At 35.2% G+C, this 22058-nt stretch carries 27 protein-coding genes and 1 other annotated feature; of the genes, 17 read left to right on the forward strand and 10 right to left on the reverse strand.

What is annotated here, in order from left to right; genetic code table 11:
* Positions 1-59: 59 nt before the first annotated feature.
* The 5 genes from M3166_RS03135 (at position 60) to M3166_RS03155 (ending at position 2599) form a co-directional block, all read left to right on the forward strand.
* A complete protein-coding gene (locus M3166_RS03135; RefSeq protein ID WP_251687260.1) occupies positions 60-572 on the forward strand; it encodes a GNAT family N-acetyltransferase in 513 nt (170 codons plus the stop codon).
* 26 nt (positions 573-598) lie between these two features.
* Positions 599-1168, forward strand: coding sequence for a dihydrofolate reductase family protein (locus tag M3166_RS03140; RefSeq protein ID WP_251687262.1), 570 nt, complete (start codon positions 599-601; stop codon positions 1166-1168).
* Between the two features lie 79 nt (positions 1169-1247).
* Complete coding sequence (locus M3166_RS03145) at positions 1248-1658, forward strand: hypothetical protein (RefSeq protein WP_251687264.1); 411 nt, start codon at positions 1248-1250, stop codon at positions 1656-1658.
* A gap of 133 nt (positions 1659-1791) precedes the next feature.
* On the forward strand, positions 1792-1935 hold the full coding sequence (locus tag M3166_RS03150) for a hypothetical protein (RefSeq protein ID WP_251687266.1): 144 nt from the start codon (positions 1792-1794) through the stop codon (positions 1933-1935).
* A 184-nt stretch (positions 1936-2119) separates the two neighbouring features.
* Positions 2120-2599 (forward strand): GNAT family N-acetyltransferase, encoded by a 480-nt coding sequence (locus M3166_RS03155; RefSeq protein WP_251687268.1) that lies wholly within the window; start codon positions 2120-2122, stop codon positions 2597-2599.
* Between the two features lie 100 nt (positions 2600-2699).
* On the opposite strand, the gene M3166_RS03160 is transcribed toward M3166_RS03155, so the two are convergent.
* Both M3166_RS03160 and M3166_RS03165 read right to left on the reverse strand, forming a co-directional pair.
* On the reverse strand, positions 2700-3125 hold the full coding sequence (locus M3166_RS03160; RefSeq protein ID WP_251687270.1) for a hypothetical protein: 426 nt from the start codon (positions 3123-3125) through the stop codon (positions 2700-2702).
* Positions 3126-3243: 118 nt separating this feature from the next.
* Positions 3244-3795, reverse strand: coding sequence for a hypothetical protein (locus M3166_RS03165; RefSeq protein ID WP_251687272.1), 552 nt, complete (start codon positions 3793-3795; stop codon positions 3244-3246).
* 212 nt (positions 3796-4007) lie between these two features.
* Here M3166_RS03165 and M3166_RS03170 point away from each other — a divergent pair, with 212 nt between their 5' ends.
* Together M3166_RS03170 and M3166_RS03175 are read left to right on the forward strand one after the other, a co-directional pair.
* Positions 4008-5624: a thiamine pyrophosphate-binding protein gene (locus tag M3166_RS03170; protein ID WP_251687275.1), complete on the forward strand. Its 1617-nt coding sequence runs from the start codon at positions 4008-4010 to the stop codon at positions 5622-5624.
* 174 nt (positions 5625-5798) lie between these two features.
* Entirely contained in the window at positions 5799-6692 is an 894-nt protein-coding gene (locus tag M3166_RS03175) for an SDR family oxidoreductase (RefSeq protein ID WP_251687278.1), read from the forward strand.
* Between the two features lie 137 nt (positions 6693-6829).
* On the opposite strand, the gene M3166_RS03180 is transcribed toward M3166_RS03175, so the two are convergent.
* Positions 6830-7174, reverse strand: a complete 345-nt coding sequence (locus M3166_RS03180; protein ID WP_251687280.1) for a multidrug DMT transporter permease — start codon at positions 7172-7174, stop codon at positions 6830-6832.
* Between the two features lie 813 nt (positions 7175-7987).
* Here M3166_RS03180 and M3166_RS03185 point away from each other — a divergent pair.
* From M3166_RS03185 to M3166_RS03200, 4 genes are read left to right on the forward strand one after another with little or no spacing between them, the layout of a single operon-like run.
* The gene (locus M3166_RS03185) at positions 7988-8443 is read left to right on the forward strand and encodes a LytTR family DNA-binding domain-containing protein (RefSeq protein WP_251687282.1); all 456 of its coding nucleotides are present in this window, start codon (positions 7988-7990) and stop codon (positions 8441-8443) included.
* On the forward strand, positions 8440-8844 hold the full coding sequence (locus M3166_RS03190; RefSeq protein WP_251687284.1) for a DUF3021 domain-containing protein: 405 nt from the start codon (positions 8440-8442) through the stop codon (positions 8842-8844). The genes M3166_RS03185 and M3166_RS03190 overlap by 4 nt, the downstream gene beginning before the upstream one ends.
* A gap of 1 nt (position 8845) precedes the next feature.
* Positions 8846-9766 carry an ABC transporter ATP-binding protein gene (locus tag M3166_RS03195; RefSeq protein WP_251687286.1) on the forward strand — a complete coding sequence of 307 codons (921 nt, stop codon included), beginning with the start codon at positions 8846-8848 and terminating at the stop codon, positions 9764-9766.
* Position 9767: 1 nt separating this feature from the next.
* Positions 9768-10634 (forward strand): ABC transporter permease, encoded by an 867-nt coding sequence (locus M3166_RS03200; RefSeq protein ID WP_251687288.1) that lies wholly within the window; start codon positions 9768-9770, stop codon positions 10632-10634.
* A gap of 403 nt (positions 10635-11037) precedes the next feature.
* Here M3166_RS03200 and M3166_RS03205 read toward each other — a convergent pair whose 3' ends face one another.
* The gene (locus tag M3166_RS03205) at positions 11038-11238 is read right to left on the reverse strand and encodes a cold-shock protein (RefSeq protein ID WP_191703434.1); all 201 of its coding nucleotides are present in this window, start codon (positions 11236-11238) and stop codon (positions 11038-11040) included.
* A gap of 604 nt (positions 11239-11842) precedes the next feature.
* Here M3166_RS03205 and M3166_RS03210 point away from each other — a divergent pair.
* The gene (locus M3166_RS03210; RefSeq protein ID WP_251687290.1) at positions 11843-12283 is read left to right on the forward strand and encodes a hypothetical protein; all 441 of its coding nucleotides are present in this window, start codon (positions 11843-11845) and stop codon (positions 12281-12283) included.
* A 259-nt stretch (positions 12284-12542) separates the two neighbouring features.
* Here the strand turns inward: M3166_RS03210 and M3166_RS03215 are convergent, their stop codons facing one another.
* The 5 genes from M3166_RS03215 to M3166_RS03235 all read right to left on the reverse strand — a co-directional run bounded on the left by M3166_RS03215 (position 12543) and on the right by M3166_RS03235 (position 17261).
* A complete protein-coding gene (locus M3166_RS03215; RefSeq protein WP_251687292.1) occupies positions 12543-13100 on the reverse strand; it encodes a hypothetical protein in 558 nt (185 codons plus the stop codon).
* 580 nt (positions 13101-13680) lie between these two features.
* Positions 13681-14586: an EamA family transporter gene (locus M3166_RS03220; protein ID WP_251687294.1), complete on the reverse strand. Its 906-nt coding sequence runs from the start codon at positions 14584-14586 to the stop codon at positions 13681-13683.
* A gap of 38 nt (positions 14587-14624) precedes the next feature.
* Positions 14625-14834, reverse strand: a binding site (T-box leader).
* A 232-nt stretch (positions 14835-15066) separates the two neighbouring features.
* Entirely contained in the window at positions 15067-15804 is a 738-nt protein-coding gene (locus M3166_RS03225) for a MerR family transcriptional regulator (protein WP_251687296.1), read from the reverse strand.
* Positions 15805-15813: 9 nt separating this feature from the next.
* Positions 15814-16548 carry an ABC transporter permease gene (locus tag M3166_RS03230; protein ID WP_251687298.1) on the reverse strand — a complete coding sequence of 245 codons (735 nt, stop codon included), beginning with the start codon at positions 16546-16548 and terminating at the stop codon, positions 15814-15816.
* Complete coding sequence (locus M3166_RS03235; RefSeq protein ID WP_251687300.1) at positions 16545-17261, reverse strand: ABC transporter ATP-binding protein; 717 nt, start codon at positions 17259-17261, stop codon at positions 16545-16547. Before M3166_RS03235 ends, M3166_RS03230 begins: the two co-directional genes overlap by 4 nt.
* 372 nt (positions 17262-17633) lie before the next feature.
* Between M3166_RS03235 and M3166_RS03240 the strand changes: the two genes are divergently transcribed.
* From M3166_RS03240 to M3166_RS03260, 5 genes are all read left to right on the forward strand, one after another.
* Positions 17634-18020 (forward strand): molecular chaperone, encoded by a 387-nt coding sequence (locus M3166_RS03240; RefSeq protein WP_251687302.1) that lies wholly within the window; start codon positions 17634-17636, stop codon positions 18018-18020.
* Positions 18021-18127: 107 nt separating this feature from the next.
* A complete protein-coding gene (locus M3166_RS03245; protein ID WP_251687304.1) occupies positions 18128-18763 on the forward strand; it encodes a pentapeptide repeat-containing protein in 636 nt (211 codons plus the stop codon).
* A 327-nt stretch (positions 18764-19090) separates the two neighbouring features.
* Positions 19091-19933, forward strand: coding sequence for a sialate O-acetylesterase (locus M3166_RS03250; RefSeq protein WP_251687306.1), 843 nt, complete (start codon positions 19091-19093; stop codon positions 19931-19933).
* A complete protein-coding gene (locus M3166_RS03255) occupies positions 19930-20469 on the forward strand; it encodes a PadR family transcriptional regulator (protein WP_251687308.1) in 540 nt (179 codons plus the stop codon). Before M3166_RS03250 ends, M3166_RS03255 begins: the two co-directional genes overlap by 4 nt.
* Before the next feature lie 411 nt (positions 20470-20880).
* Positions 20881-21351 carry a hypothetical protein gene (locus M3166_RS03260; protein ID WP_285848708.1) on the forward strand — a complete coding sequence of 157 codons (471 nt, stop codon included), beginning with the start codon at positions 20881-20883 and terminating at the stop codon, positions 21349-21351.
* A gap of 303 nt (positions 21352-21654) precedes the next feature.
* Here the strand turns inward: M3166_RS03260 and M3166_RS03265 are convergent, their stop codons facing one another.
* The gene (locus M3166_RS03265; protein ID WP_251687310.1) at positions 21655-22026 is read right to left on the reverse strand and encodes a hypothetical protein; all 372 of its coding nucleotides are present in this window, start codon (positions 22024-22026) and stop codon (positions 21655-21657) included.
* Positions 22027-22058 lie beyond the last annotated feature (32 nt).

A 22058-nucleotide genomic window follows, 5' to 3' on the forward strand; every position in this document is an offset into this window, starting at 1 on the left:
AGGGAATCATTCGTGCAATGTCGAAACTAGCTACTAGTAATGATTATGGGGGTTACGTAATGCGCATTGAAACAGAACGATTGCTGATACGAAAATTTGAACCGAATGATTTACAGGCGGTATATGAATTTACATCCGATGCCAATGTCATGCAATATATACCTGAAGGGGTTTTTACAGATGAAGCCGCTCAACAATTTATTCAACAAAATATGGGGAGTGAGGCGGATAAATTCGCTGTCGTATTGAAAGGTGAAAATATGTTAATTGGCCACATCTTTTTCGGTAAATATTTTGGAGAGCATACTTACGAAATTGGCTGGGTATTCAACCCGAAATTTTATAATAAAGGATATGCTACTGAAGCGGCTCACGCAATGTTACAATATGCCTTTGAAGAAATGAAACTACATAGAGTGATCGCAACTTGCCAGCCGCAAAATCCGCCATCGTATCGTGTAATGGAGAAGATCGGCATGAGAAGGGAAGGGTATTTCAAAAAATGCATTCCAAACGGGGATGAGTGGTGGGATGAATACTACTACGCGATTTTAGGTGAAGAGTGGAAGTAAGCTGCATTAAAAAAGGAGAAAAGATTATGGCAGATCATACAACTAAGAGAAAAGTAATTTTAGATTTGGCAATTACTTTAGATGGATTGATTGAAGGAAAGAACGGTGAAATAGATTGGTGCATTATGGATCCGGAAATGAACTTTAACGATTTTTTGAATCAAGTAGATACAATTTTTTACGGCAGAAAAAGCTACGACTTATGGGGACAATTTATTCCTGAAGAAGGGGGCTCCGAAACTGACAAAGAGATGTGGGATTTGGTTCATAGTAAAGAGAAATATGTGTTTTCCAGAACTCAAAACGGGACCGAACAAAAAGCAATATTTATAAATGATAACATCCGTGAAGAAGTGATTAAATTAAAGAACAAACCTGGTAAAGATATTTGGCTATATGGCGGAGCAAGCCTCATTACAACTTTTATCAATTTAGGGCTTGTTGACGAATTTAGATTATCCATTCATCCAGTCGTACTGGGAGAAGGCAAACCGCTGTTTATCGATATTCAAGAGAGGTTAAATTTAAAAGTCGTGAATACAAAAACATTCTCTTCCGGTGTTGTACAAATCATTTATCATTATGAGGGGAACTAATCGCATCGTAAATTACAGGTGACAGACTTGAATCAGTAAGCTGAAGAGGTTCTGAAATGGTCCAAAAGGAGATTTACTATTGATCAAACAAATTGCAGTTATATTGTTGACTTTACTAATGATAACCGGTTGTAATAATAGCGATATGATACGAAATACAGAAATTGAAAAAAGACTGCATTCATCGATTATTATGGTATCCGATAATAGTACCAGCAAAACCTATCTAAACACATTTGAAGATTTTGAATGGGACAAGGCGTTTTTAGTTCAGCCATATACGACACAGGCAGGTATAGAAGAACAGACCGGCGTTAAATTCACTGATCCAAGCAACATTGGTTCAAGAGATGATATTTATCTATTGGTTTTTGTCAAGGAGGATAAAGCTGTTCAGTATGCAGAAATTGAACGTTTACATACCACTTTTTCTTTAGGCGATAAAGAGTACCTTGAGCCTTCAGATGATGTAATCTATATTGAAAGATAATCCCAAAAAATGCATTTAAAATTATGTTGATAAATAGGTTGCTTTCCTAAAAGAAAGGGTATATGATTTACTACAGTTTTGGATAAATAAGAAGTGAATCTTCTTCAAAATTATGTAGTAAAGGAGTGTAGTAATGGAGATTGGTGTAAAAGCAAAAAAAGAAGTTAAACCTAGGCTTAAAATTAACAATGCGGATTTCTTCTGGTTTTTCTTTTTTGTTGCGCTACCCTTTATTTCTATAGTTTATTCGATCGCTGAATTTCTTTATAAGAATTGAATTCTCGTCATTCACCAAGCATTACTATACAAGGCATCTGCTAAGTGATTTTGAGATTAAATAAATATGACTTGAAAGAACATTTTTCTGATATATGGAAAGTGTTCTTTTTTGAATTTACTTTATTTTACAATATATGTATAATTATAATTATAGATTTATATTTATTAGAGGGGGTGTTAATTTGAAAGTTGAAATGAATATTGAACCAGCAAAAGCGGTGAAAGTGATCCATCAAGCGTTCAAGCGTTACGAAACAGATCCTCAACCTTCCAGTGCTTTAAATGAAACAGCAGATTCCATTATTACTGAGGTAAAACAAGGGACGGAAATGTTCGGGGTATACGATAACGATGAATTAATAGCACTCGTGAAATGCATTTTAAATGATGAGTTTATTTATTTTTCAAGATTGTCTGTGTTACCTAAGAACCAAGGGAAGGGCGTAGCAACTAACTTGGTGAAATATTTAGAAAGCTACGCTGTGCAAAATAATATATTTGTTTCAAAATGCAAAGTTCGAAAAAGTGAAAAGAATAATATCGCGCTTTATTCAAAAATGGGATATAAAATCGTGAAGGAAGAAATCATCATTAATAAAAATGGTGATGAAATTCCAGCTGTAACTATGCAAAAGAATCTCCAAATACATAATATAATGTAAAGATAATTTAATAAAAAAAGAACTCGATTCCGTTTATTCGAAATCGAGTTTTATTTTGCATTACCGATATGAAGCTGTCGCTATAGACTGACAAGGTTGACTAATTCTGGTTATACAATTCCTTATATAGAACATATTTTAGCGCAGAAATTTCATCTTCTGACAGCGTACCTTCCATTTCAGAAACTACTTCATCGATACTAATTGAACCGTTTTGCGCCTGCTCCTGAATCGTTAGTAAACGATTAATGCCAACTTTTTTGATTAACAGACGAGTTGCTTCTTCCTTCGTTTGGAAGGGAAGAGAATCGGGATTCGTAGTTGCTGCTTCGTTTACGATTTCCTGAAGCTTCGGATCTTTTGCAATATAGGATTTCACTTCTTCTTTATCTTCATCATTTAAATTAGCTTCTACTTGTTCGACGATTTTTTCGGAAGCGATATTTGTCCCAAAATGCCACACAGCATAACCGGCTGCTCCAAGTAAAATAAGAATAATTACAGTAATAGTTAAAAATTTCTTCATCGAATCACTCCTGACAATTTGAATATAGCACAACCTCTAAAAAATCACGAAGGAAAAATGTTTCTATTGTTTGTTTAGGTAAGGTTTTTATCTATGTATTTATTTAAGGAATAAGTATTTAATATTTATCTGTTTCAAAAAAAGGTTCAATACCTATTTCTTTTAATAAGTATTTCATAGGGCTATTTTTACCTGCTAAATGTTTTTTAGGAATTAATATTTCTTGTCTTACTCGATTAATAGTAGTGGAGTTGATTTCAGGAAACCAATCTTCATAACTAATCCCTCTATCTTGTTCAATTTTAATTAAACAGTCTACTATTTCTTCAAACATATAAGGAAATTCTTTTTCTATCTGCTCGTGATGCTCTAAAAGGGCTTGAAGATAATCTTCAAAGTAATAAAACTGACTTTTATTTAGAGGGTAACGCTGATTTATATTTTCCTCCCACTCCTTTACGGGCATAAAAACCTGACAAAATTTTGTTTCCCAAGTTCCCAGCATACAAGTAAAGGCGGTAATCGAATATTTTCTAGTTTCAAAATCTTCGTCTGCAAAATATTTATAAAACTCTTCCTCATACTCGCCATAACAACCGCTAGTATGATAATAGCCTATTTCAAAACCTTTCAAGCCACGTTTCGCTTGCTCGATAATATGATTTGCCACAATTACTTCCTCCTCAAGATGTCTTTTCTAAATGTTCACTCATTATATATTACTTGATAAAATTTCCCAACGCGATAGTACATAACCTGTATTTAAAAAAAAGGAAGATTAACTCGAATGATTTAGGGAAAGTTAAAAAAGATGAACAAAAAATATAAATTAGACTTTATAACTGGCAGGTTAGGAAGGTCTATCAAGGAGGTTCATATGTCATGGGGAAAACAGAGCGAACAGTTTCAGAATTAATGCTCGATCAATTGTATATGTTCGGTGTACGACGGATATATGGGGTAGTAGGTGATGCGACATTCGGACTCATCGATGCACTGGCAAAGCAGGATAAAATTAAGTACGTTGCTGTCAAACATGAGTCGACAGCTGCTTTTATGGCTTCAGCAGAAGCTAAACTCACTGGTGGCCTTGGTGTTTGTACCGCCACAATGGGACCTGGTGCAGCAAATCTTATAAATGGACTTGGTGATGCGCATGCAGACAGAGCGCCTGTACTTGCAATCACTGGTCAGGCCGAAAGTAGTAAAATCGGTACGGAATATCCGCAATATATTGACCAGCAGGAGCTTGTGAAGCCTTTTGCTGCATATTCTGCAAATCTGGCACACCCAGATGCGACGATTGAAGTTCTGCAAAAAGCAGCACGGACATCTCTCGGACAGAGGGTTGTTACTCATATCTCGATACCAAAGGATATTTTAATGATGCCTGCTAAAGGGGAACCACGTCGATTACCTGACGTAATAGAAGGTACTTCCAGCTTTACTAATGAAAGTCTGAAACACGCAGCAGACATTATGAGAACGGCCAAGCGACCGATGATTCTGGCTGGTTTAGGTGCCACTTCTGTCTCAGCAGATTTGGAAAAACTGGCGGATTTATGGGGAGCCGGGATTCTTACAAGTTTAGGCGGAAAAGGTTTGTTTGATGAGTCTTCTCCACTTGTTTTACAAGGGATTGGTGAAGGCGGGAATCCTTATGCTGCTGATGTATTTAAACAGGCAGATGTAGTACTTCTTGCGGGCACGACTTGGTGGCCGGAAGGGTTTGTGCCAACGGATGCTCGAATTATTCAGATTGACCGCCAATTTGATAAGTTTGTAAAAGAAATTCCTACAGAACTTGGAATTATGGGAAAAACAGAAGAAGTTATTCCAATATTAACGGAGAGTCTGCAAGAATTTATCCGCTCTGAGGATTGGGTAGCCCATTTACAGCAAGCAAAAGAAAAATGGGCAGCGCAAAATGAGGAAGAGGGCAATACTCAAGGTTATCCTGTTCATCCTTCCCGAATTATCCGCGCCATCGACCGAACAGTAGCGCCGGATGCTATTCTCGCACTGGATACGGGGGATAATACGGTATGGACGAATCGTAACTTCAAACAAAAAGATCAATCTGTATTATTTTCCGGTTACTGGCGGACAATGGGCTTCGGTCTTCCGGCAGCGATGGCCGCCAAGCTCATCAAGCCAGAAAAACAAGTAGTTGCGATTGTAGGCGACGGAGGTCTTCAAATGGTGCTTGCAGATCTATTGACAGCAACCCGCTATGAACTGGATATTACAGTCGTTGTCTTAAATAATGAAAGTCTGCAAATGGAAAGGGATAAGCTGAAAGTTGCGAAAAAGGAAGAAGTAGGAGTGGATTTAACGAACCCTGATTTTGTGAAATTGGCAGAAGCTTGCGGTTGGAAAGGATTACGACCTGCTTCAGATACCGAGCTGGAGTCCATAATGGAAGAAGCACTTAATACAAAGGGACCTACACTGGTGGATATCAGCACAGCCCAAGTATTTTTCCCGGAAACACAATAAAAATGAGCACAATGGATTTAATCGAAGAATAAAATCTGTACCTGTTTAAAGTAAATCAGACAGGGTACTTAAAAAATGTAACAGTTTTTGTGTAGGGAAATCTGTTAAGCAGTTATAAACTTTTCAGAATTTATCCTTGCAATTTTGTACTAACTATATAGGAGATGATTTTTGATGGGAAACCCAAATTTAAACGATCCACGAAAAAAATTTCATACGGAGAAATTCCCGGATCAAGAACAGAGTACTCCAGCGCTACAAAATGAAATGAGTCCAAAACCTGATTGTGGAGAAAAATCATATAAAGGGCATAGTCGTCTGGAAGGGCGAAATGCATTAATTACCGGTGGCGATTCCGGAATTGGTCGTGCTGCCGCGATTGCCTATGCACGTGAAGGCGCAAATGTCGCAATTCAGTTCTTCCCTGGTGAAGAAGAAGATGCAAATGAAGTAAAAGCATTAATTGAAGAAGCCGGAACAAAAGCATTGTTGCTGCCGTTTGACTTGCGTGAAGATGGCGCGGCGACAGAAATGGTAAAAAAAGCTGTGGAAGCATTTGGCGGATTGGATACACTCGTCCTGAATGCAGGGCAGCAGATTGCACAGACAACACTAAGTGATTTAACAATCAAACAAGTTGAAGATACATTCAAAGTAAATATTATCAGCATGTTCGAAGCCGTTAAAGCAGCAGAAGAGCATTTGGAACCAGGAAGTGCGATTATTACGACGACATCGGTTCAATCGTACAATCCATCCACATTTTTAATGGACTATGCTTCTACAAAAGGTGCAATTAGCAACTTTACAGTAAACCTTTCTGCGTACTTTGCTTCTAAAGGTGTACGTGTGAACGGAGTTGCGCCTGGCCCGATCTGGACACCGCTGCAGTTGGATAATGGACAACCGGACGGCAAAATCCCTGAATTTGGCCAAAATGCACCACTTGGTCGTGCAGGACAGCCGGTAGAGCTTGCCCCAGTATATGTCCTTCTAGCATCCGATGAAGGAAGCTACATTACCGGACAGATTTACGGGGTAACAGGCGGGGAGCCGATTGACTTGTAATCTTAAGAATCATCCGAAAAATTTCGTTTGAACAAAGTGAACTATCTTAATAAGAACAGCAATCTCCTGATCATATGGGAGGTTGCTGTTTTATTCATTACATAATAACAAGTTGGGAATTTCATGTGAAAGCATAGTTAATTGTCTAAAGGATTCGAGCGCATAACCTTTGTAAACCACACGGCATATCCAAGATAAATGATTGTCACAATAGCCAAAAAGAAATGAAAGTGCTCAGCCAACTGCCGCAATAGGGCAAAAAAGACGACAACGCAATGCATCAGATTTCCTAGGACGACCGGTTTATTATAGATGCCGCCCATCAGAGCAGAACGTGTAAACCAGTTCAACATTGCGAACCCTAAATATAATCCTCCGATAATCTGCAGAAGAATGAGAGTAATGGGTGTGGGGGCAATTCCTAATATTATTGAAATTTCTTCGGGTATAAAAGTTCCTGCCAACCCTAACAAACCCATCATCCCTGCACTACTACTTAAAAGCCATTTTGTTTTCAGTATGTTTCCCCTTTTCATCTAATCTGGAATTTTCTAATCGAACCTAGAATATAAAAAATTTTTTAGGAGTCAAAATTTTTAGACGTTTAAGTAATTTATTGTATTCGTTGAAACAACACTTTTTACCTTAAAGTAAGAAACGGCTTCAATAATTTTTAACCATAAACAGAGTAATATTATCATAAAGTAGAATGACTATATCGTTGTTGTTTGATGTTTTTGTAGAAGTACGATACACCTTCTTTATTTTGATGGAAGTTTTTTCTTTTGCGACTTACGGAATAACATAGGTCGTTGCTATTATTCTCTATCACTGCGGAAGGGAACGCTTCAATCGCTCCTACAATTGCGCTGTTCCTCGCAGAATATTGATGAACTTCAAAACCTTGTTGAAGAATTGGATTCCACTGCTGAATTCCGAAGAACTTTAGTGGTTCAAGAATACTATAGAAGCTTGGAATTAACGGAAGAATTTCAAAGCGCTGTAGAAGCTTAATAAAAGAATTTCCGGAAAATTTCGTTTGAACAAAGTTTAATATCTTTATAAGAACAGCAATCTCTTGATCATATGGGAGGTTGCTACTTTTATCTTATTTGGATAATTGTTTTAAATGAAAATTAAAATTTCCTTAACAATTGTTGGGAAATAATACTTATAATAAAAATGCATGTTACAAATCAAATTTTACACCATACATACAGCTTTATACGTGTTAGCGCAAAATACAAAATCCGTAAAAAAAGCGGTGCTATACTACAAATCAAGAGGGAGGACTTATGAAAATTCATTTACATATTGAGCAGCAACTTTCGGAAATCGAAGTTCATGTGCATGCGCCGGAATACGATGAACAAGTGGCGCAGCTGATGAAAAAGCTCAATCAAGCAACGAAAAATGATACAATCGCGGGCTACATTGATGGGGATATTCATTTGATTAAAATGCAGGATGTTTACAGTATATACAGCGAGCAAGGGAAAGTTTATATCCAAACAGAAGAGCAGGAACTGGAAGTGAAACAAAAGCTGTATGAGCTTGAGGCACGTTTTTCAACACAGCTGCTACGTGTCAATAAAGCGACACTTGTACATTTTGATAAGATTGCATCCATTCAGTCGAAGGTGCTAGGAAATCCGCAGCTTACGCTAGAAAATGGCGTTACAATTCCAGTCAGCCGCACTTATTTCAAAGCGTTAAAAGAGGCGTTTGGATTAGGGGGGAACGGCAAATGAAAAATTTAATACAAAGCATTTTGATAAGTTTATGTTCGTCCTATTTCATCATCATGCTCATCTCATTAAAGTCTCCAAAAGATTACTGGATGAGTGAAACGATTGTACATCAGTTTTTCTATGCAGTCATTTTAGGAATTGTCATTGCAGTAGCAAATCAACTGTATAAATTGGATTGGTCAATGTTCGTTGTACTTTTAATTCATTATGCAATAACTGTAACCGCAGTTTTTATCATAGGGTATTATGGCAGCTGGTTTGAACTTGATAACGGGAAATCCATCTTTTTATTATACGCTCGCGCTTCGGTTATTTATCTCATCGTTTGGCTGTATTATTATACCGGTGAAAAGCGTACAATTCGAAAAATGAACAGTCAACTTCAACATCGAGGTGAGTAACATGCAAGTATTGATAGATGTCCAACAGTTAACAAAGCGGTACGGAGAATTAGAAGCCGTAAAAGGAATCAGCTTTTCAGTGCAAAAGGGTGCGCTATTTGCTTTTCTTGGGAGTAACGGTGCAGGTAAATCTACGACAATTGAAATGTTATGTACGCTTTTGGAGAAAACGAGCGGAAAGGTTTCAATCGATGGGCATGCACTTGGTACACTGAAAGGCAATGAGGCGATTCGCCGAACAATTGGTATTGTATTTCAGGAAAGTGTTTTAGATCATCAATTGACGGTGAAGGAAAATATTCTGCATCGCGGTCGTTTTTATCGTTTACCGAAGCCAATATTACAGGAAAATTATAATTTTGTGCAGCTGTATTTACAGCTTGCAGATATCGAGCATAAAAAATACGGTTCGCTTTCAGGCGGGCAGCGTCGTCGGGCAGATATTGCGCGGGCAATAATTCATAAGCCCAAGCTGTTATTTTTAGATGAGCCGACGACCGGACTCGATCCATTTACACGTCAATTTGTTTGGGCAACTATTGAGCGGTTGCGCAAGGAAATAGGCATGACCATATTTTTGACAACACATTATATGGAAGAGGCAGCCCATGCAGATGATATTGTCATCATGAAAAATGGTGAAATTATTGCACAGGGATCTCCGAATGAGTTAAAAGCGCTGTATGCGAAGGACTATTTGCAATTTGTATTAAAGCAGACTGTTGCAATTGATGAAGTATCAGCCATTTTACCTGGTGCGCCTGAAAAGCAGCAAGACGGGTGGAAGGTGGAAGTGGCTTCTACAATTTCTACGATTCCGGTTTTAGCACAACTCGAGCCATATATTGCATCATTTGAAGTAATTAAAGGATCGCTTGACCAAGTATTTATCGAAACAAATGAAGCGGGGGAGGAAAACTAATATGCTGACGAGCTTAATCGTTCGCAATAATAAAATCTTCTTTCGAGACAGAATGCTCGTCTTTTTCTCGGTGCTGTCTGTATTGATTTCAATCGGGTTATTTATTGTCTTTTTACAGAAACTGCAAATAGATGCAATTAGTCAGGTAATTAAAATGACGCCAGCAGTTGAAATATTTGTAAGTCAATGGATGATTGCTGGGATTTTAACAATGACAGCCATGACATCTACACTAGCAGTATTTGCTATATTCGTAAGTGATCAGGAATCAAGGCGTACAGCTGATTTTCTTGTTACCTCCGCATCCCGGTTTTCAATTCAGCTAAGCTATGTCATTAGCTCAGTCATGATCGGGTTCATTATGACGACTATCGCTTTTATTGTATGTGAAATATATTTATTGACGCTCGGTGCAGAGCTGCCGAGTGTATGGAAGCTCATACAACTAATCGGTGTGATTATGCTTGGCGTGTTGCTGAGTGCAATGATTAATTTAGTGATTGTACTTTTGGCGAAATCAGCAAAAGCATTTTCAACGTTAAATTCCCTGGTTGGTACACTAATTGGCTTCTTATGCGCAGTCTATGTTCCGATGGGGGTACTACCGAAAGCAATTCAAACGGTCATTCAATTATTTCCTGTCAGTCACGTCGCTGTATTATTACGTCAGCTTTTGATGGAAGATTCTTTGCGAACGGTGTTTGGAAACGCGGAAGAGGCAATGGATTCCTATATGTTAACTTACGGAGTTGTTTACGAAATAGGTGGCAGTATTTTAGGGACGCAATCAAGTGTGTTGTATATTTGCAGTTCGATTGTTGGTATAGCCATTTTTGCAGCTGTTCTATTCCGCCTAAAGCATAAGTGAGTTCTTGAAATAGGAACTAGTTAATTTAACGGTTCCACATGACGTATGAAAGTTGGAATAAAACGAATCTGAGGTAAAAGAGGACTCGCCAATACTATGGCGAGTTTTGTTGGTTACACTTACGTATGGTTGATAGAGATAATGATAGTATTGTAGGAGAATAAAAATCTAGAATTCTTAAGCAAAATCAGATTCTATACGAGAAAGAAAAATAGAATAAGATTTCAATAAAAATACATGAAGGAAAGGCAGCTTATTGTGGAATGATGGTTGCTTCTTTTTATGAGCAAAGATAACAATTGAATCATACATTTACCTAACTTAATTAGGCGTTAACAGTACATAAGAAAAAAGAGCTATCCTAATAAAAGGATACCTCTTTTTTATGGTTACATCATTAAAATTAAAGTTTTACGATGTTTGTAGCTTGTGGGCCACGTTGACCGTCTTCGATTCCGAATTCAACTTTTTGACCTTCGTCTAAAGATTTGAAACCGTCACCTTGGATTGCTGAGAAGTGAGCGAATACGTCGTTTCCGCCTTCAACTTCGATAAAGCCAAAACCTTTTTCTGCGTTAAACCATTTTACTGTACCTTGTGTCATTTAAATGACCTCCATTTAATTAAATTTAATAAGATCACAATTCTTCATAAAGAAAAAAATTCACATATTACAAAAAGTACTAAATAAAACACGAATACATTTTGTAATAGGTGAATTTATTGTTGCTTGAACCATCTTATTAAATATAGTATATAACAAAAAATTACATTTGTCCAATCCTGCAAAAACATTAAATACGGTGAATCATGTTTCTTGCTTTTTCTTATGAGCAATTTCTAAAAATCCAGTAACATTTTGCTAATGAAAGAGGTTCAATCCCAGCTTTATTAAAAAAGGTTTTACATTTGAGTACGTTCGTCGTGGATTGAAGCATATACGCTAACCAAGCCTTTCATATTTCGTGTAAATTCGTTTACCCAAAGATATATTCAATTTAACTAATTTAATCAAAAAAATGCTTTATTCAATTAGGTACTTAATTCCATGAAGTATCTATTATATATTTACAAATTAAATCTTTAGTGTATAATTACACTAAATGATGCAAAATTACTCTATTAAGTCATTTTGAGAGTGTTTCAGTCAGACAATCTTTTGGAGATGATTAAACCATTATTCATCATAAAAAAGGAGGAGAGTTACTATGAAAAATAAACTCTTAATAATTTTAATAGGAACATATTTTTTGGCCTTTTCAATAAATTTTATGCCTGCCTTAAAACATCCAGATATAAATATGGGTATTTTCAATATTAGTGTGACTATATTGTTTATGTCATTTTTACTAATGTACTCTAAAAAAGATAGTAAGTTTTTAAAGATTTTCTCTGTATTCGGTGTAATATCAGGGGTAATTGTATTTGTAATCTCAACCTTTAAATCCGCTATGATTGGTAATGGTATTTTAGATGTTATAGTTTCAATACAGTATCCTTTTTACCTAATCTTTACTACACCCTTATTTGGAGGCAATCTACTATTCAATTTTGATTACGGGTCATATTCACTATTGTTATCATTGTTCTATGCAATTGTTTTCGGAATAACAAATTATTTTAATAAGAATGTTACAGTATCCGCATAAAAAATATATTAACGTATGTCCCTCTTTATTCAACAATCGGGCGCGATTCCTCAATAAGAAGATCGCGTTTTTCTTTTATAAAAAAAGCTGCTTTAGTAAAGTTTCATTGACTTGAATAAAAACTCATTTAAACAATGTTCCAATAAAAAACGGTAAAAGCTGCTATAACAAAGTTTACCGATTTTTCTATTAACTCCAAACTTGCATTTGAGAACATTTATAAGGTTTATTTTGTAGGATTTATAAACTAAGGTTTTTTTTAGAAATCAATAGAATCCGCTATCTGAACGAGTATTTCAGGAGTTACTACATCAGAGATATTTTTATCAACACCAAACGCATATTGCCAATGAACTGTTTCAAAGACTAAAAAATTAACAGGAAATCTTTGATTTTCAATATAGATTGCATCATTTCCATTTTTTAGTTTAAAGACTTTAGATTTATACTTTTCAAATGAAATTTTGTGTTGAAGAGGTCGTACATCAATTTTAAAGTGATTATCAAGAGAATGTTCACTTATAAATTTAACTTCAAGGGTATCATTTACTTCGCCTTCTAGATCATTAAACCTGCCAAGGTAATGCGTAAAGCTAATTGGTGGTACTCTAAGTGGCAATATAAGTTCTTGATTAAAATGTTGTTCAAAATCGTCTACTGCAACATCTACCGATTTGTACCCTATTTCAAGAAGTATTTCCTCAAAAGGTGGAGGAGTATCGTTTGTATTCCCAGAAACATGTCCATCATCATTTATTCCCAAAATTAAGAAACCTAATAAATATAAGAAAAGAGGGAAAACTTTTTTCAACTTCATCACCCTAAATTTTATTTAGTTTTATTTTGTCCAGTTTAGATATAACAATTCTTATTTAAGTAAAACGCTGCTGTAATATTCTCTAACATACATCAAACATCGTTTGGTCACCATTTGTCATAAAGACATAAAAATTTATTGGGAAACATTTATTTGTTAAATTTACTACACTCGGATTAATTTTGAGAAAAGGGCATGAAAAAGAAAGGAAAATAAGTACGAAAAGCAATCGCTTATTCCACAGCGTGCGCTTTTCTTGAATAAGAACGTGATTTATTCAATTATAGGGCCAGATTGTGAAGCAACATTTTTTCTTGGGGGAGTCCTGAGAAGATGCAGATTTATATTGATGAAAGAATGGCTATCCAAGTTTTTATGCAAATTAAAGATCATGGACCAACCAGTATAAAATCTGCTTTAGTAAAGTTTCATTGACTTGAATAAATGCTCATTTAAACAATGTTCCAATAAAAAACCGGTAAACGTTGCTACAACAACGTTTACCGGTTTTTTTGTTGACCCCAAAATTTCATTTGGGAACGTTATTTCTTAGAATACGTATAATGCATGCAAATTTGAATTAGTTCTTTCCGTCATCTTTTAAACTACTAAATCCACAAATAAATAAAAAAAATACGCCTATGCATGTAACGAGTGAAAATTGAATACGTGTGTCGAATAGTTGAAACAAAAACGTGAATACGGGTATAAAGCTAAGTGACATCATGACTAAAAAAGTGTTTGTATATTGAATGCCTCTTTGTAATAAATAATTGGGAATGAGAACACCGCCTACTGTGACAATTAGAATCCAAATGATATTATCTATGAAGTAGGGTATTATTAAATCATATGTAAAAATAAATGAAATCAAAATAATCGCGATGTATCGCTTAGATAAAATCATGGAACTTGACCACCCTCTATTACTTAACTCTTTCGAATATTCCGAACAAAAAACAGCTCCTATCCCACAAAGAATACTAGCAATAATCCCTATAAACATTTCAGATGAAATTTGAGAAGAAATTCCTGATTCACCGCTTATGACTGCCCAAATCAAAATTAAGCACGCTGCTAATGTTCCAATCGATATAACCCATTTTTTTATTGAGATTATTTTTCCTTGAAGCATCATTAAAATCAAGATAAATAATGGAGCTATCCCCATTTCTAATGAGCTAACTATTGCTGGCTCAACATACTTTAATGCAAAATAGAAGCCCATAAATGTTATAGCAGAAGCTATATTTAATTTTAATAATGGCTTTTTGTCTTCTGTCCAATTGACCTTTGTTTTTTGTTTAAATGCAAATGTTTGAAAATAAAGAGCTGTAATAAAGAAACTTATTCCAGTAAATATAAAAGGGTGTACGGATTGAACTTGATTTGCATAAAAGACTTGGCTAACAGATGTTAATATTGCCGAGCCAAGCAAGGCGTAAATACCAATCATGTAAATAGATTTATCAATTTTTAATTCCATAGATTTCCCCTCCTAAAAAATAAAAAACTCCGTCTCAAAAAAGAGACGAAGTTCAATTCGCGGTACCACTCTAATTAGTTAATGTTTAAATTAACCCACTTAAGCTATAACGGTAGCTGCCGTTTATCCCTACTTAATTTCAGCATAAATCCTCCTGGACGAGTTCGGGAATTTACTGACTGTTTTCCACCAACCAACAGCTCTCTAAACACTAATTATTCCTTACTACTTCCAATCAACGTTTATTTTATAATTATCCAGATATTACATTTATTGTTTGTTATTGTAAAGACCTATTTTAATTTCCCAAAGCGGTTTTTGGGCACATTTCGAAATGGTTGTTACACTAAAGCCTTCCGTTACTTCAATAAACCTATCTTGTAAAAAACCAAATTAATACAAATAACAATAGCGATTACAGCCCAAATAATGGCTTGTCTTTTTTTCAATTACAACCCCCATAAAAAAAACCACTTTCCGTTATCGTTTTTGGAAAGTGGTTTTTTCATGAAGCAAATCTAATGTATCTTTAGCATCTGCTATGGCATCTAGTAATGATTTACCTAATTGATCCGTAACTGACACGATATCTTCTTCATCCGTTGGTGTATTTAAAATTGCGATAATATCAGGGCTAGGTTGTTGAATTCGTCTGAGTAAACGTAAAATAGCATTAATAGAATAATGAGCACTTCTTAAACTGCGAATAACTCGTAGCTGCTCAAGTTCCCTTTCACCATATACTCGTTTACCATTGTACAATCTAGGAACTGTAATGAGTCCGTTACGTTCCCAATTTCGTACAGTTTCAGGTGTGATATCTAGAAGTAGTGCAACTTCTTTTCGCGAGTAAGTACAAGAACTAACAGTAGAATCTTCCTTCAGCCATTTCTCAACAACTTTTGTAGCAGATAGAGCATGATTATATTCGTGTTCTAAATTAGTAAGATAGTATATCGTTAGTTGTTCAGCCTTAGTAAAATCTTCTTTACCACAAGCATATACAATTTCGCGCGCCTTTTTTCGAATATCTCCTTGTACAATTTCACACCGAAAGAGGGTTCGTGCGACTTTTAACTGAAACAAGTGGGTATTTGAATAGATACGGTAGCCATTTGCCTGTCTTGGAACAGGGGAAATAAAGCCCCATTCCTCATATATGCGTACCGTGTTGGGGTGTAACCCAACAAGTGCTGCAATTTCTTTTGTTTTGTACACCCTACACACCTACTTCCATTTGAAGAATTTTATTGCTCCCCCTAATCCAATTACAATACATAAAATTAAAATCAAGATATGGAAAAGACCATCTGTTAGTAACGCTCCAGTGCTTGTCTGTTTTAATAAATGAATACCATGAGAAAGCGGTAAAATATTCATTACCCATTGGAATATTCGAGGCATAGCTTCGTACGGAATAGTTGCCCCTGAAAACAGTAACATTGTAAAGTAAGCAACTGAGCTCCAAACATTTGCTGACTTTTGATCAGGTACTATACTTCCAATAAAAATACCGATGCTATACATCGCTAAAATGACAAAAATATAAGTCAGAAGGAATAGTGTCCACGATCCCTTTAGTTCATAATCAAATAATAGATGGTAAACAAGTGTAACACCAATAAATGATACAAGTGCTGAAGAAAGTTGAATCAATCCCTGTGCAAATAAAATTTGGAGAGGGGATACTGGTGTCACTTGGAATCGCTTTAAAATTCCTCGGTGACGGTAATCTGCAATGGTTAGTGGTACACCCATAACACCTGTCGCTAGTACACCTATCGTAATGACAGCCGCGTACGATAATTCAAAGTTAGAAGCACCAATTGAGCCGTCCTTGCTCAGTAAATAACCGAATACTGTGGCTAAAATTATAGGGAAGCAAATACCGAAAATAAGAATATCGATACCCTTCCAAACGAGTTTACCCTCGATTTTTAAAAGTGTTAAAAATGTAGTCATATCCAATCCTCCTCGCCAGAGAAATGTAAATACGCACCCTCTAATGTGGATTTCTCACTTACTTGGATTGCCTCCTGGATTGTACCTTGAAAGACCGTTTCTCCATTTTTTAAAATCAAGATTTTATCACATAATATCTCAACCTCATCCATGTAATGTGATGTTAGGACAATTGCCAAACCTTTTTCTTTCATCGCTAAAAGCTGCTTCCAAAGCATGCGTCTAGCCCTTGTATCTAACCCTGTTGTGAGTTCGTCTAAAAAAACAAGCTTAGGGTTTGAAATTAGAGCTAATAACACTGCTAAACGTTGACGTTCTCCGCCTGAAAGTGATTTTACAAGCTGAGTTTCCTTACCAGCTAGACCAAATGTTTGTAACAGTAATGGTACATCAGCAGTTTGTTTATAAAGTGACCCCCACTGCTCGAATGCCTCACGTACGATTAATTTATCTTGAAAATTTGTTTCCTGAAACTGTACTCCTACCTCTTGAAAGACCTCCTTACGTTGAACGATTGGTGATTTCCCAAGCATTGTGAGTTCTTTGAAATTACTCTTTTCAATCCCAAGTACTGCCGCAATAGTAGATGATTTCCCTGCACCATTTGCTCCAAGTAAGCCAATTACCTCACCGGGTTCAACACTAAAACTAACGTTATTAACAGCTATTTTAGCACCGTATGTGACTGATAAGTTTTTGACATTTAATATCATATTAGTGCCTCCTTTATTAGATTCGGAATTTACTATATCAAAGGGATGTGAGGGTGGTGTATTATTGGAGGGTTGTATAAAGATGAAATTTGAACAGCAATAAAAAGCTCAAGTCAAAAGGGCGTGATTCTTTAATAAGAAACGCGTCTTATTTATTTTAATGACCAGATTATGAACATACATTCTTTTGTGGAAAATTTCCAAAGGAGGTTTAAACAATCATTCTATTTCCCCTTATTGCTGCATAGTTGTAATTCTCTGCTTACCAAACATCCCCAAAACAACGCTTATTTTATTAAAATAACAATGACCTCCATATTAATAATTAGGAAAACAGGGTATATGTTAGGTGTAATACTAGGAGGAGTAATAATGAAACTTGAATTTTTAAAAATTGAAAATATCGTAGAAACCGAAAAAAACATAATCATTTACATACCAGCAGGGGGCATCCAGTTTCAATTTAAAAATAAGATCATTTCTTTAAAGGATCCGTTAAGAATTGCTATGACACATCGGGGCAGCTTCCTCAATGTTGTTCGTTACATCGATTTCGTAGTTTACGATGACCTATCAATATATACGACAGGTGAGATTAAGCGAGAAAGCTTATTTGGTATTGTATCAAATGATGAAGTGCTATTAGCCATTCATAAAGCGCTGGAAAAAGAACGTACGGATGTTCCGTTTTTTAAATCATTGGATTTTAAAGCAATGTCTAACCGTGAATTTGGTGATACGTATGAGCAGTCGAGTTAAATTGGAGATTTAAATACTGCGTAATCCAAGTAGAAAGACCATGCATTAATATATAATTAATTAGGAGGCTAGTTAGCTAACTAATTTATATTGGAAGAAGGTTTTTTATGAAAATTGATACCCCAAAAATCCCACTAAATTTAACTGTAGCGAACTTTAGTGATATTTTTTTAGAAGAAGACCCAACGCTTGAAAAGTGTATTATAAATGACTCCGAGTTCACAAATGAAGCTGTACATAGAGTACGACTCTATAATACAGTGATAAAGAACTGCAACTTTACTAATACAGATTTCAGTAATATTGATATTATGGATACCCGTTTTGAAAATTGTGATTTGTCGAATGTTAATTTGAATCACTCTTCCATCCATAGAGTTGAATTTATTAACAGTAAATTACTTGGTAGTAACTTCACTGAATCTCGTGTTGGCAACGTAAAATTTGAAAACTCAATATTAAATTTGGCTATATTCGGCGATTCAAAATTTGAAAAAGTTATTTTTAAAGATGTTTCTTTACAAAATACAGATTTCTTCAACTGTAAACTAAAGAAAGTTGTATTCGAATCATGTAATCTTAATGAAGCAAATTTTGAACAAACTTCTCTTAAAGAAATAGATATAAGTTCATCTACTTTTGAGTCACTTACGGTATCAGTAAAGGATTTAGTTGGTTGTAAAGTATCAAGGTACCAGGCTATTCAGTTTGCATCACTATTGGGATTGATAATAAAAGATTAGGATTTAATATTTCTATTCAATAGGGGACTTGGCTTTTTATTTCTAACTTTAACAATTACACATAAGCGTGATCCATTCACGCTTTTTTCGTGTTTTCTTATTTAATGTTATGGTCGTATATAATTGAATAAAGCGCTTTTCTTATTTAAGAAAAGCGCACGATTGTTGAATAACGAATGCTCTTAGTATTATGTGTCCAATCATACTCCCAAACGTTGCTTCGAGAATGTTCAGTATTAATTCGTAATAATAATGAGTTGATAACAGTCTAATTAGACTATATAATTAGGAATCTAATTAGACTGTTTAGTAAAGGATTGAAAATAAATGATAAAATCTTTTTTAATGTTAGGACAATCAAATATGGCAGGTCGCGGATTTTTGCATGAGGTAGAACCTATCTATAATGAAAAAATAAAAATGCTTCGCAATGGTCAATGGCAAATGATGACAGAGCCCGTTAATTATGATCGTCCTGTTGCTGGTGTAAGCCTGGCAGCATCTTTTGCAGAGGCATGGTCGAAAGCTAATCCGGATGAAGAAGTTGGTTTGATTCCTTGTGCGGAAGGCGGCAGTTCCTTGAACGATTGGCATCCAGAAGGTACTCTTTTTCAACATGCTTTGTCTGAAGCACGATTTGCTCTTGAAACGAGTGAAATCTGTGGCATACTGTGGCATCAAGGTGAAAGTGACAGTAATAATGGGCAACATGATACTTACTACGATAAATTAAGTTTTATTATGACGACATTAAGAGATGAATTGAATCTTGAAAATGTTCCATTAATTATTGGTGAACTCGGTAACTTTTTAGGCAAAACAGGCTTTGGAAAATATTCGCCTGAGTACAAGCTAGTTAATGAACAATTACGCCGTTATGCAGAAAACCTGCCAAATAGTTATTTTGTTACAGCAGAAGGTTTAACTGCTAATCCAGATGGTATCCATTTGAATGCCGTTTCCCAGCGGAAATTCGGTTATCGCTACTTCGAGGCATTTTCGAAAAAGCGTCATATCTTGGAGCCACTTTCAGATGAAAATCAATCACTAAATATAAACAGTACCTATTCAAAATCTGAACAAATTTATATTCACAGTATGAATTTAGCTCTAGGTAAAATCACATACGCTGAATTTGAAGCGCAAATGGCAAAGGTGATGCAACCTTGATTCCGTTACTTATCCTTGGTTTACTTATTCAAAACCCTGGCGCTCATGGATACGAACTTTTAAGTTTAATGGAAAAAAGACATTATAAATATATTGTGAACTTTACGAAAGGTTCATTTTATTACAATTTGCAACAGCTTGTAGAAAAAGGGTTCATTGAACAAACACATCAAATCAATCCAAACAATGGTCGTGAAATTCAAACCTTTAAAATCACGTCTTTAGGAAGAGAAGAATTTGAAAAATTAATGAATAAATATGGGACGAAATCGGAGTATGTAAACTTACAATTCTATGGGGCTTTACTTTTTGCAGATGAATACGATAAAAATAAATTATTAGAACTAATTCAACTGCAAATTAATCAAACTGAAGCGAGAATTGCTTTACTCGATGACTACCTCGCTTACTCGGAAGAATTACCTCATAAAATTGATTATTTTCGTTGCATGAACGAAAATTCTCGTTCCCACCATTTAGTAAACTTAAATTGGTTTAAAGAATTGAAGGCAAATCTAGAAGAAGATATTGAATAAAAACTAACCATACTAATATCAGAAAATAAAAATGGCCGCTGCAAGTTTGAGAATCCACTAAAAAGGCACGAATGTTGTTAAATCAACATTTGTGCCTTTTCGCTTGGACTGTAGATTATACAGTTTCTATACATATGGAATAAACAGTTGAAGTAGCAGCGTTTATACACTTTTAGCTTATTTATAAATTATTAGACAAAGTACAATTGTAATTAATAGGAGGCAGAAATTATATTCAAGTTGTCCAACAATAGGGCACTATCATGAAATTAAAGGATGTCCCTTTTTGGCGTTTTAGGTCATATTGTGAAATAACATTCTTTTATAAAAGAATAAAAATTTGGTAACTTTATGAAGGGGGATCAGTGTTAGGTAGAGAATTAACATTAAAAGTCAGGGGAGGTATTTATATTGAAAAATAGAATCCTTTTAATCTTTGCAGTAATTTTATCATTAGCAATTACAGGATGTAATGATGAGGAATCCATTGAGAAAAATGAAAAAGTAATTAATCACAATTGGAATGAAAGTTCACTTTTTGAATCAGGCGGTTACACAATGATTGGAGAAGAGGGACGATTAGGTTTTATTTATGATGATAGCGAAGTTGTTAGGTTTTATCCTGATAAAGTGCAAAAGTACATGTGGCATTTTTGGGGGGGAGAACAAGAGTTAGAAGGAGAACTGAAAATTGTAGCCACGCATGAAAATGAAGATGAAGAAATCTATGTGACTGGTGGAGCACTAGGTGCTGCTAATAATGGGGCAGACAAACACGCCCCATCTAACATGTCATTACCTAAAAGCGGAATATGGAAGTTAGATGCTTATATAGGTGGAAGTCTGTTTGGAAGTGTATATGTAAAAGTTCATGAGAAATAATTTATATTTTTAATTTTGTTTGAAACAAAATGATATTACTTATTTGAGAATTACAAGATAGTCCTGTTAAATTATACAGTTTTGTTGTGGGAAATGAGGAAGATTTAGCAGATGATGAATTTGTAGGGGATTTAGAAAGCGATCCATTAAGTCTCAAAGAATTATTGCAGTAGAAGATTAAATACAATTCAATAAGAACAAAGATTTTGTAGATCTATAATAGGTAAGAGCTATCTACATAAGTTTATAGGATAGCTCTTACAATTAATCAATATTGTAAAAATTAAGAGGGTTAATTCCTTTTTAAGCGACTCTTAAAGCTAACTGAGCTAATAATTGGATAGCTGCTTGAACTACTACATCAATTTGAACTTCGGTTTGTCTTACAGTGATTGCATCAGAGTCAATAATAGTAACGTTTTGTGTTTCGGTTTGAGTAACTTCTAAATTTTGAGCTATTCTTTGAAGATTGCTTATATCAGCATTTTCATTGGAGCCTAAAACTACAACAGCAGCTTCGATAGCAGCTTGTAGGGCAGCTTGAACTACCACAAGACCTTGTACTTCCGTTTGAGTTACGTCAACAGTATGAGAATTTTGAATTAATAACCCTTGATTTTGAGTTTGAATTACTTCTAGATTATCTTCAGTATTTTGGTTTCCAGTAACCGGCATAAATAATCATCTCCTTTCGAGTTTATTTTGTA

It is taken from the genome of Solibacillus isronensis (assembly GCF_023715405.1).
GTDB lineage: Bacteria > Bacillota > Bacilli > Bacillales_A > Planococcaceae > Solibacillus > Solibacillus isronensis_B.